The 13,230-nt window shown below is 39.4% G+C and carries 13 protein-coding genes and 1 riboswitch; of the genes, 7 read left to right on the forward strand and 6 right to left on the reverse strand.

Features of this window, described 5'->3' with window-relative positions; genetic code table 11:
- Window positions 1–302 precede the first annotated feature (302 nt).
- Window positions 303–1,301 (forward strand): C40 family peptidase, encoded by a 999-nt coding sequence (locus tag J7I93_RS22400; RefSeq protein ID WP_214728685.1) that lies wholly within the window; start codon window positions 303–305, stop codon window positions 1,299–1,301.
- An 81-nt stretch (window positions 1,302–1,382) separates the two neighbouring features.
- On the opposite strand, the gene J7I93_RS22405 is transcribed toward J7I93_RS22400, so the two are convergent.
- A complete protein-coding gene (locus tag J7I93_RS22405) occupies window positions 1,383–1,574 on the reverse strand; it encodes a CsbD family protein (protein WP_214728687.1) in 192 nt (63 codons plus the stop codon).
- A gap of 210 nt (window positions 1,575–1,784) precedes the next feature.
- Window positions 1,785–1,889, forward strand: a riboswitch (SAM riboswitch).
- An 80-nt stretch (window positions 1,890–1,969) separates the two neighbouring features.
- On the opposite strand from J7I93_RS22405, the gene J7I93_RS22410 reads away from it, so the two are divergent.
- From J7I93_RS22410 to J7I93_RS22425, 4 genes are all read left to right on the forward strand, one after another.
- Window positions 1,970–2,983, forward strand: a complete 1,014-nt coding sequence (locus J7I93_RS22410) for a methionine ABC transporter ATP-binding protein (protein WP_214728689.1) — start codon at window positions 1,970–1,972, stop codon at window positions 2,981–2,983.
- Window positions 2,973–3,638: a methionine ABC transporter permease gene (locus tag J7I93_RS22415; protein ID WP_214728691.1), complete on the forward strand. Its 666-nt coding sequence runs from the start codon at window positions 2,973–2,975 to the stop codon at window positions 3,636–3,638. The genes J7I93_RS22410 and J7I93_RS22415 overlap by 11 nt, the downstream gene beginning before the upstream one ends.
- 105 nt (window positions 3,639–3,743) lie before the next feature.
- Complete coding sequence (locus J7I93_RS22420) at window positions 3,744–4,568, forward strand: MetQ/NlpA family ABC transporter substrate-binding protein (protein ID WP_214728693.1); 825 nt, start codon at window positions 3,744–3,746, stop codon at window positions 4,566–4,568.
- Window positions 4,569–4,901: 333 nt separating this feature from the next.
- A complete protein-coding gene (locus tag J7I93_RS22425; RefSeq protein ID WP_251025961.1) occupies window positions 4,902–5,465 on the forward strand; it encodes a M15 family metallopeptidase in 564 nt (187 codons plus the stop codon).
- Between the two features lie 65 nt (window positions 5,466–5,530).
- On the opposite strand, the gene J7I93_RS22430 is transcribed toward J7I93_RS22425, so the two are convergent.
- Together J7I93_RS22430 and J7I93_RS22435 are read right to left on the reverse strand one after the other, a co-directional pair.
- Complete coding sequence (locus J7I93_RS22430) at window positions 5,531–6,580, reverse strand: M42 family metallopeptidase (protein ID WP_214728695.1); 1,050 nt, start codon at window positions 6,578–6,580, stop codon at window positions 5,531–5,533.
- A 119-nt stretch (window positions 6,581–6,699) separates the two neighbouring features.
- Window positions 6,700–7,782, reverse strand: coding sequence for an AI-2E family transporter (locus J7I93_RS22435; protein ID WP_214728697.1), 1,083 nt, complete (start codon window positions 7,780–7,782; stop codon window positions 6,700–6,702).
- Window positions 7,783–7,955: 173 nt separating this feature from the next.
- Between J7I93_RS22435 and J7I93_RS22440 the strand changes: the two genes are divergently transcribed.
- The gene (locus J7I93_RS22440; protein ID WP_214728732.1) at window positions 7,956–8,993 is read left to right on the forward strand and encodes a mechanosensitive ion channel domain-containing protein; all 1,038 of its coding nucleotides are present in this window, start codon (window positions 7,956–7,958) and stop codon (window positions 8,991–8,993) included.
- A 44-nt stretch (window positions 8,994–9,037) separates the two neighbouring features.
- Here the strand turns inward: J7I93_RS22440 and J7I93_RS22445 are convergent, their stop codons facing one another.
- From J7I93_RS22445 to J7I93_RS22455, 3 genes are all read right to left on the reverse strand, one after another.
- The gene (locus J7I93_RS22445) at window positions 9,038–9,877 is read right to left on the reverse strand and encodes an STAS domain-containing protein (protein WP_214728699.1); all 840 of its coding nucleotides are present in this window, start codon (window positions 9,875–9,877) and stop codon (window positions 9,038–9,040) included.
- 141 nt (window positions 9,878–10,018) lie between these two features.
- Window positions 10,019–10,204, reverse strand: coding sequence for a hypothetical protein (locus tag J7I93_RS22450; RefSeq protein ID WP_110066801.1), 186 nt, complete (start codon window positions 10,202–10,204; stop codon window positions 10,019–10,021).
- Between the two features lie 128 nt (window positions 10,205–10,332).
- Window positions 10,333–10,764, reverse strand: a complete 432-nt coding sequence (locus J7I93_RS22455; protein WP_214988681.1) for a hypothetical protein — start codon at window positions 10,762–10,764, stop codon at window positions 10,333–10,335.
- A 160-nt stretch (window positions 10,765–10,924) separates the two neighbouring features.
- On the opposite strand from J7I93_RS22455, the gene J7I93_RS22460 reads away from it, so the two are divergent.
- Window positions 10,925–13,216 (forward strand): ATP-dependent DNA helicase, encoded by a 2,292-nt coding sequence (locus tag J7I93_RS22460; RefSeq protein WP_214728701.1) that lies wholly within the window; start codon window positions 10,925–10,927, stop codon window positions 13,214–13,216.
- The last annotated feature ends 14 nt before the right edge of the window (window positions 13,217–13,230 follow it).

The following is a 13,230-nucleotide window of genomic DNA, read 5'->3' on the forward strand; positions in this document are numbered from 1 at the left end:
CCAACATTTGACGTTGAGCCGAAAGAAATCCTTTTTTTATTTTTGGGGGTATTTTCTAGTAAAAAGTCTATTAAAAACATTCGAATAATTTGGGGTATATTTCACTTGTTTTTCCATGAACAGTTTAAATTACTAATATTTTCTGGGATAAAGTAACTATATTAAATTGGGCGGTTTAGTTATTAGAGGGAAGTTAAGGAGTAGATTGATAGTTTTTCCATCTGCTCCAATATTTTCAGGTAGGATTATACTAGATTTATTACTAATATAAGGTTGTCAAAGAAATTTAAGGAGTGTACAACTTGAAAAAACAACTACTTACAATGGCTGCGACAGCTGGTTTATTGTTTACAACGTTTAATGGTGAAGCAAGTGCTCATGAAAATAGATATAAAGTTCAGTCAGGCGATACATTGTGGAGAATTTCAATCAATAATAGTCTGTCAGTGGAAGAATTAAAGAAATGGAATAATATTTCTGGTTCGACGATTTATACCGGACAGTCTTTATCTTTGTTGGCACCGCACAGTCATAAGGCTTCAACTGATACATCAAGCAGTGGAGCAGTCAGCTATACAGTGAAATCAGGCGATACTTTATGGGGAATTGCAAGAACATATGGCCTTTCCGTCAGCACTCTTAAGAGTTTGAACGGACTAAGCAGCGCTACTATTTATCCAGGCCAAAAGCTTAAGGTCAAAGGCACATCTGAAAGTGTTTCTTCGCCTGCAGCAACGGCTTCTGCAGGAAGCAGCAGTGTCTATACAATCCAAAGAGGCGACACTCTTTCAGGAATTGCATCTCGCCATAACTTATCGGTTTCAAAATTAAAGGGAATGAATAACCTTTCTTCTGATCTTATTTATGCAGGTCAAAAGCTAAAGGTTTCAGGTGCAGCTGTAAGTCAGACAACAGAAACAAAAGTAGCGGCTCAGACTGCATCACAGGTTGACGAGCTTATAGCGGAAGCTAAGACATATATGGGTGTCCCATACTTATGGGCAGGAAGCACTCCGTCAGGATTTGATTGCAGTGGCTACCTAAACTATGTATATAGCAATGTGGGAATCTCAATTCCTCGTACAGTAGCATCCATTTGGAGTGCTACGAGGTCAGTTTCATCACCAAGACCAGGGGATCTTGTTTTTTTTGAAACGTATAAATCAGGTCCATCCCATGCTGGAATTTATCTTGGTAATAACAAGTTTATCCATGCAGGTTCTTCACGAGGAGTAGAAATCAGTGATATGAATAATTCCTACTGGAAGCCACGCTATCTGGGTGCAAGAACAACTTTCTAATCTACTACCCAATTATTCATGTGTCAAACATAGAAATACCAAAAGGTAACCAACGTCTACCGGCGTTGGTTACCTTTTTTATTAGTCTCTTGAATCATTAAAAGTTTTAGAGAGGGCTTCTTTGGCATCTCCCCATTTTTCTTTTGCTTCGCCTTTCACTTTGTCCATATTGCCTTCAGCTTCTTTTGATTCATTATTTGTAAATTTGCCGTATTGCTTTTTCAGTTCGCCTTTTAGTTGGTCTACATTCCCATTCGTTTGGTCGCGATTCATTTAAGATCTCCTCCTTGATTAATTATTTCTTGCTTTTTATTTACCCGTAGGACCTCTGCTAAAACAAAATAAACAATTATAAATATTTCCTCAAAAAAAATTACTTACTGCCGCAACGATGAAAGCGCTTTTCTCAACTGTTTGAATAAAAAAGAATTATTGACAATTCTTTTGTTTAGATATAGTATTTTCACTATCAACTTAATAGCTAACTTATCAAGAGTGACTGAGGGATCAGGCCCAATGACGTCCGGCAACCTCCTTTATGGAACGGTGCCACTTCCTGCAGAATGATTTCATTCTGAAAGATAAGTCGTAATACATACGCGATGCCTCTTTCCGAATGGAAAGAGGTTTTTTATTTGAATAAGGGGAGAAAGAACGGGGGGATCTGCATGATAGAAATAAAGAATCTGGTAAAAGTATATGAAACCAAAAAAGGGAGAGTAACAGGTGTTGACCATGTGTCACTTACAGTGGATAAAGGAGAAATTTTCGGAATTGTAGGATATAGCGGTGCAGGTAAAAGCTCGTTGATCAGATGTTTAAACTTATTGGAAACGCCGACTTCAGGGGAAGTGAAAATTGATGGACTATCTTTAACCTCATTAGGAAAAAAAGAGCTGCGCCAGGCGCGATTAAAAATAGGTATGATTTTTCAGCATTTTCACCTGGTTAGTTCAAAAACAGTCTATGAAAATATAGCTTTTGCTTTAAAAGCAGCACATAAGACGACGGGCGAAATAGATGCAAGAGTGAAAGAATTGCTTGATATGGTAGGGTTAACGGATAAGCGGGAGGTCTATCCTTCACAGTTGAGCGGAGGTCAAAAACAAAGGGTCGGAATTGCCCGGGCATTGGCCAACAACCCATCCGTCCTTCTATGCGATGAAGCAACATCTGCATTGGACCCGAGCACAACGAAATCGATCCTGTCACTTTTAAAGAAAATTAATAAAGAGCTTGGCTTGACCATTGTATTAATCACCCATGAGATGGAGGTTGTTAAAGAGATTTGCGATCGGATGGCCGTCATGCAGGATGGGAAAGTTATCGAGGAAGGAAAAGTGTACAATCTTTTCTCAAATCCTCAGCAGCCGCTGACAAAAGATTTTATTAACAGTATCCTTCAATTTGATTTGCCGGAAAAGCTTTTAAAGGAACGGAATGGAAAGATTATAAAAATATATTTCCAGGGAAGCATCGCAGAGGAATCCGTCATCTCAGATGTGTTCCAGCAATTTAAAGTTAAAGGCAATATCCTTCACGGGAAAATTGAGTATATACAGGAAACTCCGCTTGGGATCTTTGTAATGGAACTGACTGGTGCGCCGCTCGAGATTGAACGTGCCATCCAGTATATAACTGAGCGCACAAGAAATTTGGAGGTGATCCGGGATGCAGCTTGATAGTCTAATAAGCATATTGCCAGAACTCAATAAAGCTTTTTTTGAAACAATCTATATGGTTTCCATTTCAATAGTGGTAGCCATTGTTGTGGGACTGCCGACTGGTGTGCTGCTATTCGTAACAGATAAAGGGCTATTCCTGGAAAATACAGCTTTTAAGAATATAGTTGGCTTTATCGTAAATATGGTAAGATCCATTCCATTTATTATATTGCTCATCGCGCTTTTGCCGTTAGCCAATTTGATTACTGGAACAACGATAGGTCCCACTGCAGCATCTGTTTCACTTTCAGTAGCAGCCATTCCATTTTTCGCAAGAATGGTTGAACAGTCTTTGCGGGAGATCGATAAAGGTGTGATTGAAGCAGCTGTAGCTGTGGGAGCATCACCGTGGATGATTATAAAGGACGTCCTTGTCCCTGAGGCAAAACCTGGAATTGTCCAGGGGATTACAATTACAGTCATTAGCCTTGTCGCATACTCAGCAATGGCCGGCATTGTCGGCGGCGGTGGTGTGGGTGACCTGGCCATCAGATTTGGATATTACCGATATGATAATACAGTTATGTTTACAACCGTTATTATTCTAATTTGCCTGGTCCAAATATTCCAATTTGCTGGAGACCGGATTGCAAGATTAGTTGATAAAAGATAGATAAAAAAGTGGGGGCGAGGGGTAATCGGCGATAGTCTTAACCTCCACTAAATGAATCGCACCTATAGACAATAGTCTAAAAAACACAACAGGGGGAAAATAGAAATGAAAAAAATTGGATTACTATTCATGTTTGTACTCGCATTGGGCCTGTTGGCAGCATGCGGAAGCAAAGAATCAGATGCAAAGAGCGATAAAAAGGAAGTTACCATCGGAGCTACATCAGGACCGTATAGTGATATGGTTAGCAAGGCAATTAAACCTGTACTTGAAGAAAAAGGTTATACAGTTAAAGTAGTTGAATTCAGTGATTATATTCAGCCAAACCTGGCCCTTTCAAAAGGAGATCTGGATGCAAACCTATTCCAGCATAAAGTGTACATGGAAAACTTCGCAAAAGAACATAACATCGAGTTATCAGAGGTAGTTGTGGTTCCAACCGCACCGATGGGAATCTATTCTAAAAAGTTTGATTCACTCGAAGAAATTGAAGACGGAGCAGCGATTGCCATTCCAAACGACCCAACAAATGCAGCACGCGCTTTCTTGATTCTCGAGGAATCAGGGATAATTACATTAAATCCGGATGCAGATCCGCTTACTGTTTCTGAGAAAGATGTAGAAAACAATGTAAAAAACCTGCAATTTAAACCAATCGAAGCTGCCCAGCTTCCTCGTGCGGTAGATAGTGTTGATCTGTCAGCAGTTCCAGGGAACTTTGCCTTAGCTGCAAAAATGGATCTGCTTGATGCACTGCAACTTGAAAACATGCCAGATCAATATCGCAATCGTGTGGTCATTGATACGAAAAATGAAGATGCCCAATTTGCTAAAGACCTAAAAGAGTCTGTTGAGTCAGCAGAATTTGAAAAAGTCATTGATGAACAGTTTAAAGGCTTTGGCAAACCAGAATGGATGGAGAATCAATAATAATATTAATGAAGAAATGCGCCGGTTCTTGCCGGCGTATTTTTATATTTTCTTTTGAATTATTAAAGTTAATTCTTGGTTGTTGATGAAATAAAAGCTATGAGGGAAAACAGGTTGAAACTCCTTATAAACTTTTTTAACCAGAAAGATATGTGAGAGAAACGATGCAAAGATTTTTGGCGCAAAACAGCTTGAAGCGATGCATAAATGGTCTGGACCGAAACGAAAAGGGGTCGTACCAGTATGAAACCTTACAAGTGAACTTTCCCAAAAATCTTGTTAAAATAAGAATGGTATCTATCTCAAGACCCAGCAAAGAAAGGACACAAAACTTTGTTTTTTAAACAGCTAGGGAGCTTTGTTCTGTTTTTATTAGTTATTACAACAGTCGGACTCATTTTCTATCAATATATACAGCAAGCAGAAGACCCAAATTTAAAAGATGTGCCGCCCCCGACTGCCCTGCATCCTTTGGTTGCAGAGAAGAAGGATGAACTGATTGCCAGGGCTGCGGATAATGGCATCAATGTGGTGATCACCCAGGATTTTAGAAGTATCGAAGAACAGGATGCCCTTTATGAAAAGGGTCGTTCAAAAGAAGGCAGCATTGTTACGCATGCAAAGGGCGGCGAGTCGTACCATAATTTTGGTCTGGCCATTGATTTTGCGTTGCTGTCTGTTGATGGTCAGGTGATTTGGGACATGCAATACGATGGGAATGGGAATACAAAAGCAGATTGGATGGAGGTTGTCGGGATTGCCAAGGACCTCGGTTTTGAATGGGGAGGGGACTGGAAGCATTTTAAGGATAATCCTCATCTGCAAATGGATTTCGGCCTTTCCATCTCGGAGCTGCAAAGAGGGAAGAGACCGCCGGTAATAGAGAAAACGCCATAAAGATGAACTGCACCCCATTAGTTAGACAAATCTAACAATTGGAGGTGCAGTTTTTTAGAATAGCATTATAGTAGCATCTCTGATTGTACATAGTGGTACAGCAATTTGGCTGTATTTTCAATTGAATCTTCATGTGTACGCTCGAAAGCATGGGAAGAGTCAATTCCTGGCCCAATCAATCCATGTACAATATCATGTCCTGCTCGGATGGCAGCTGATGCATCTGATCCGTAGAAAGGATAGATATCGAGTTTGTAGCCTATTTGATGATCTTGTGCAAGCTGAACAAGCCGCTTTCTTAATTCATAGTGGTATGGGCCGCTGGCGTCTTTTACACAAATGGAAACCGTATATTCATCTGTGGATTGGCCATCACCCATAGCACCCATATCGACTGCCAAATACTCTACCGTTTCAGGTGTGATATTTGAGTTGCCGCCGTAGCCGATTTCTTCATTATTAGAAATAAGGAAGTGTGTTGTATATGGCAGCTCCAGGTTTTCCGACTTTAGCTGTTTAATAAGCTGGAGAAGGATGGCGACACTGGCTTTATCATCAAGGTGACGGGATTTAATAAATCCAGAAGGTGTCGTCTGCACACGAGGATCGAAGGAAACAAAGTCCCCAACCTCAATGCCAAGAGCCCGTACATCCTCTGCATTATGAACCTTTTCATCGATGCGGACTTCCATATTATCCTGATTTCTTTCTGCCTTTCCGGCATCCTTGTATACATGGACTGAGGTCTGGTGCATAAGGATTGTACCGGTGAGTATTTTGCCGGAGGACGTTTCAATTTCACAATATTCGCCTTCAATAGAGTTGTACTTGAAACCGCCTATCAAATCAATTTTAAGTCGTCCGCTCGGTTTAATTTCTTTTACGATTGCACCAAGTGTATCGACATGTGCTGTGAGCATCCGATGATTGGCATCATCTTTGCCCGGCATAGTTGCAATTAAACCGCCTTTGCGATTTCTGCTGGTTTTGACATTCAGCTCATTTAAAAACTTTTCCACATATGTAATTACTTCATTCGTATTTCCGGAAGGACTGGGTATAGAAACAATTTCTTTTAATAAATTTATTGTTTCTTTTGTGCTTGGGTATGCCATGATAAAAACTCCTCTCAAAATATTTCCACATTTCCTATTATACTGTTTAAATTATAAAGAATCATTTAACTGCGTAAAAAAAAGAGCTGCAGATCTGGCAGCCCTAAGAAAACAGCAGACTATTCCTCCGATAAAAAGCTTTCTCTTGTTCTTAATTTATAGAATCTCTTGAAGTCTTTGACCAGCACCTTAATAACTGAATATAAAGGGATGGCTATGAGAATTCCGATAAAGCCATACAGGGATCCTGCCACTAGCAGCAAAATAATAACAGTTAAAGGATGCAGGTTGAGCCGGTGGCCCATTACATAAGGAGATACTAGATTTCCTTCCAGCTGCTGCACAACAACAAGCACACCCAAGATTTTAATGACCATTGATGGGCTTTGCATCATACCGACAAAAATGGCAGGGATGACTCCCAGAATGGGTCCGAGAAAGGGAACGACTGTTAAAAACATCGCAAAAATAGCCAGGATTAAAGCGTAATCAAGACCAATAATCAGGAAACCAATGTACATAAGAGTCCCATCAACAACCGCGATAATAAACTGTCCAATAACATAAGAAAATAATGTTTTATCGACATCGGTAAGAATTTTGTTTCCTTCATGCTCGTGTTTATCCGGCAAATATTTTAAAAGGAAGGGCCGAAGTTTATGATCATCCTTTAAAAAGTAAAATAATATAAAAGGTACAACGACGAGTACTGTAGCGATGCTGGTAATCGTACTAAAGATATTCATTATATTTTCGCCTGCGCCTGATAAAATGGATTTAAAATAGGAAACCGCTTGGTTCTCAAGATTCTTGTATGAGAACATTCCCATATTGTTTTCTTCAACTACTTCTTCTGTTTCTTTGGATACATCCTTCACTTTTTCAGGCAGATTCCCGGTTAATTCTGTAATTTGACTGCCTATCAAGGATCCTGCAAAACTGCTCCCTAAGTATACCAATCCAGCTACCACTGCAAAAACCAGTAGTATACTTGCTGTTTTTGGCATGATATTGGAAGCCAGTCTAACAAGCGGCCTTAAAATATAATAGAAGAGACCAGCAATTAGGATAGGAAAAAAGATAGTGGCAATCAATGCACGGATTGGCCACAGGAAGTAATCAATTTTCCCTAACAGGAAAATGATGGTTAAAACTAAAATTATGCCTGTTGCATATTTAAAAAATGGTTTGTTAATCCACATTCACATACCCCAACCTTACTATATGTATTTAGTAATCACCTTTCCTTTTTTTTATCATTATTAAACACATGGCAGGTTTCAATGTTCTTTGTTTAACAAGCCCTAAAAGAAGGAATAGATAAAACAATAGCAATTAAACAGGTGAGTGTTAAATGGAAGAAATGAATGGGTCTATATTCTTTATAAAAAATGTAACGATAAAGGAAGCTTCACTATTTCTCTTCTTTACTGCCATAATTTTGGCTGCAAAATGGACGATAAACATCCTATTGAATAAGAAGGGGGAAAAGAAGTCAGTTCAAGATGAACGCATTCTGCAAGGAATTGCCTCACTTGTAAATTGGGCTGCTTTTTATGGGATTATTATTCTCTTTCTGTTATATTTTTCAAGAGAGAAGTGGCTTTCTTACATCTTGTTCAAAGCTGGTGAAGTAGATGTTACGCTCAAATTACTCATCGTAGCCTTCTTAACTGTTTCCCTTGCGCATCGGTTAGTTCAGGTATTAACCAAATATGTGTTAACTTCTGTTTATGAATTTTACGGGGTGGACAGGGGACTGGGGTACTCATTCAACCGCATGGTCTATTATACCGTAATGATTGCGGCTCTTGGGATAAGCTTGACGACTGTAGGGCTGGATTTAAGCGCTGCAGCTGCGATTTTGGGCGTTCTTGGTATTGGTATTGGTTTCGGTATGAGGAATGTCGCCGGAAACTTTATTTCAGGCATTATCATTTTGTTCGAAAGGCCGGTTGAAATCGGAGAAATGATTGAAATCAACAATAAGATAGGAAAAGTAGAAAGTATTCGTTTAAGATCGACAATTATTCGGACAGCAAAAGAAGGGACGCTCATCGTTCCCAATCAATATTTTATTGAACAAATTATTAAAAACCGAACAGGGTCGGAAATGATGGCTCAGGTATTGATAAGTGTTGCCTATGGAACAGATACAGAAAAAGTGGAAGGGCTGCTCCACGAAGTAGTAGAACGGACAATTTCTAACGCAGAGGGTGTATTGCTGAAACCAGCGCCAGATATCCGTTTTGTTGATTTTCGCAATAAAGCCATGGATTTTCTTATCGAAGTGCCGGTTGCCCATTTTGAAGCAAAGCAAAAGTTTGAGAGTCGTCTGCGGCATGGAATTGCGGTAACTTTTTTTGATAATGGAATTGAACTCGCTTCACCTCAAGGGTTCCCTGCGGAATAACTAAAAGCCAGGCTGCACGGACTTTGTGTGCTGCCTGGCTTTCTTTATATGCTATTTTCCTTAGACATTTGCGAAATTACGGCTTGAAGATTGCTCATTACTTGGATATTTGCGAAACTTACTCCCAATTGAACCACAGATTGGGCAATTTCGGGCCTTAGACCTGTTAGAATGGTTTTTACGCCAATCAGATTTAATGCCTTTACGACCTGGAAGATTTCATGTCCTACCATTGTGTCGATAATTGCAACGCCGGACATATCAATAATCAGCGTATTAACCTTTAGTTCTGAGCATTTTTGCAATGACTTTTCAATCAAAACCTTTGAACGGTATGTATCGAGCTCACCAATCAATGGCAAAATTGCTACATCCTTGGTTAGTGCAATAACAGGTACGGAAAGTTCCTGAATTGCTTCTTTTGCTAAATCCAAAGAGCGTTTATGGTCATTTACGTAGGAAGAGCTAAACAAGGAAGCTGCGTTATCTAGTATAGGGTCAATAATATCTGATATCTCGATTAGCTCTATCGGATCAACAGAATGAGTTTTTACATATTCTTTAATCAATTTCCAAGTTAGAGAACGGTAAACGCTTATTGTTTTTAAGGCCTTATCCAACGGAAGCTGGCTTTCAACTGCCCCTTCACCGGTCACCTTAGCCCACTCAGCGACTTTTTCTGCAACTGTTTCGGAACTCCTCGCCATAATTGCTTCTCCCAAGAAACCAATGAGCCGGGACCTCCATTCATTTACTGCATCTAAATCACGTTGTGAAGCTTTTAAGCGCTTAACATAACCTTCCTCTAAAAGCTCATTGAATTGTTTCGTAATTTCAAACCTTTGATTTAATACTTCTTGCCCGATGTCTTTTAAAGATTGCAAAATATAATCCTCCATGAGTTTTTGAATCATTATAACATTGGGGAGAACGGTTAAAAAGCAATGTGACTTTGCGCTGAGTCAGAAAGGCAAAGAGGAAAGGGAAAAGCATCGGCATTAACCGATGCTTCGTTAAATGTGGTCTTATCTTCCCAGTAATGCCTTCACGCCAAGATAAAGAATGGCTAGACCGAAAACAAGCATGGCCAGGCCGCCGACAATAGTGAAGAAGCTAGTAATACCTGAAGTAATGACTGCAGTAACAGGTACCATTGTCAAACCATAACCAGCCAGCATACAAGCTAAATATAATAATGCTAATTGATACATTATTGATCCCTCCTTCAATAATAATTTATGAGGAGGGATCATTCTTGCTTGGTCTAATAACCCAAATTTTCAGAATAAATAATAAACAGTTCTTTAGTAGGATTTATCAAACCCTAGTCGACCATTGGTTATTTCTGCATTTCTTGTATGGCAATAATTTTTAAAGCAGTGAGTTCTTCTTCTGTTAATCTATCATTCAAAAGAGAGTATATTTCCTTTTCCTCTTCAGAGGTCAGCCCGTCTTTTACTTTCGAAGCTACCTGGCGAATTTCCTCTACAGAGAAGTCTTGAGAAATTTTTTCAACAGCTTCTTCTTTTGTAGTGATCGGTAAAGAGGTCTTATCTAAATCCATAGTAGAAATTGCCTTTGAATGTTTTTTGATTAACTCTTTCACGGAAGGATCTTTCGAAAGCATCTCAATATCACCTTCTGTAATGCTGCCAGCCACTTCAGCCATTACTTTGTCAGAAATCATCTCCATCGAAGCAAAATAGGCTAGAACACCGAGGAATAAAACAGCACATGCAGATATCATCCAAAATATAATTTTTTTCAACATTTGTTCGCTATTGCCCTAATTTGAACAACACTTCTCACGCTCCTTTTTAAGTTCTACTCTATTTAAGTGTAAATCGTCATTTCCGCATTTTGCAAATATTATCTCATATAGAACATATGTGCTATAATAAGATCATTATTTAATATAAGGAGCCAAATCGATGCAAGATAAAGTGAAACTATCTGTTAGGTCGCTAGTTGAATATGTGTATAGAAGCGGCAGCATTGAAACAGGCTTTCGCACGGCAGTGTCTCTTTCAGAGGGAACCAGGATACATCAGCGCATTCAGAAACGGTATGGGGAAGACGACCAAAAGGAAGTGCATTTTTCAGCCGCTCTTTTTTATGGAAATCTGGAATTTACTTTGGAAGGCCGCTGCGATGGAATTCTCCTCAGAAACAATGAACGAATTATAGACGAAATTAAGTCTGTTTCCCGGCCAATAAATGAAATAAACGAGGATACATATCCTGTACATTGGGCTCAGGCCAAGTGCTATGCATTTATGTATGCCCTTGATCATCATTTAAAAAAGATGACCGTCCAATTGACTTATGTTCAGTGTGATACAAATGAAGAGAAGAGATTTAGGCAGATTTTGTCATTTGAAAAACTAGAACAATTTATACAGGAACTATTGAATTCATACGCTCCTTACGCGGAAATGAAGATGATGCACAAAAAGAATATGATGAAAAGCATCCAAGATTTAATCTTTCCTTTTCCTAACTATCGCGAAGGCCAAAGGAAGTTTGCGGGTGCAGTCTATAAAACGATAGCGGAAGGAAAAAGCTTGTATGCCAACGCTCCTACAGGAATCGGAAAAACCATTTCGGCTCTTTTTCCAGCTATAAAAGCCATTGGGGAAGGAGAAATCCACCGAATCTTTTATTTAACTGCAAAAACAATCACCCGCCAGGCTGCTGAAGAAGCCATAAAATTGTTGACACAAAGCGGATTGAATCATAAAACGGTAACCATTACCGCTAAGGACAAAATATGCTTTAAGGAAGAAACCAATTGCCAAAAGGAGTACTGTGAATTTGCCCATGGATATTATGATCGGATTAATGGTGCTATTCTCGACCTCCTGGCAAATGAAAACCTGATAGATAGAAAAACAGTTGAAAAATATGCGCTAAAGCACAGAGTATGTCCGTTTGAATTCTCATTGGATGCTGCTTATGCGGGAGACTTCATTATTTGTGATTATAATTATATTTTCGATCCGAGAGTCTCTCTTAGGCGCTTTATAGAAGAAGATAAAAAGAAATCCATTCTCCTAATAGATGAGGCTCATAATCTGGTCGACCGTGCCAGAGAAATGTATTCAGCCACATTGGATAAGTCCTCCTTTTTGCAGTTGAGCAGGAGTTATAAGGGGAGAGACGAGGATATTCAGCAAAGTGCTAAACGGACGAATCAAGCATTTATTGCGCTGAAAAAAAAGACCGGTGATCAGCAGGTCATCGCAGAGAAGGATTATCCAGATGAGCTCCTTCAAGAGCTCCAAGTATTTTCAGCATGTGCTGAAAAATATCTTACCCGGAATAAGTATGAAGCCGAAGATGAATTACTGGATACTTACTTTGCGGTCCAAAGCTTTATCCGGATCAGCCAGCTTTATGATGAAAGGTTTATAACCTATATGCAAAAACAGCGAAATGATTTCCGGATCAAACTGTTCTGCCTGGATCCTTCACACCAATTAAACCAGGCAAGAAAAGGATTTAAGTCGACTATCTTTTTTTCTGCTACATTAAAGCCGTTTAACTTTTATAAGGACATGCTTGGGTTTAAGGAGGATGATTATACCCTATCTATTCCGTCTCCTTTCTCCATAGAACAGACACAGGTATACATCCAACCTCTGTCAACAAGGTTTCGTGATCGTGGTCAGTCTATTGAACCCATTGTGAATACTATTAAGGTGATGCTTAAAGAGAACACGGGCAATTACTTAATTTTCTTTCCATCCTATCAGTATATGGAGGAGGTTTATCGCCGGTTTCTGGATGAAGATTTGCCCTTTAGGTCAATCATACAAAGGACAGGTATGGATGAAAAGGAAAGGGAAGCCTTCCTTGCAGCATTTGTACCAAATGCAGAAAAAACACTTCTTGGATTCGCGGTTATGGGGGGGATTTTTTCGGAAGGAGTTGATCTCCAGGGGGACAGGATAAATGGTGTGTTTGTGGTTGGGGTTGGTTTGCCTCAACTTGGTTTAGAACGTGATTTGATGAAGAAATATTTTCATCAGAAAGATAAGAATGGGTATGACTATGCTTACACTTATCCTGGCATGAATAAGGTTCTGCAGGCTGGAGGCAGGCTTATTCGTTCTGAAACTGATTCAGGAATCATTGTCTTAATAGATGACCGGTATTTGCATACTAAGTATCAGGAGCTGCTGCCGCAAGAGTGGAAAGATTTTAAGGTGTTAAAAAGATAAAAACAGCCTGGGGA

Source organism: Bacillus sp. ISL-47, from assembly GCF_018613175.1.
Taxonomy (GTDB): Bacteria; Bacillota; Bacilli; order Bacillales; family Cytobacillaceae; genus Cytobacillus.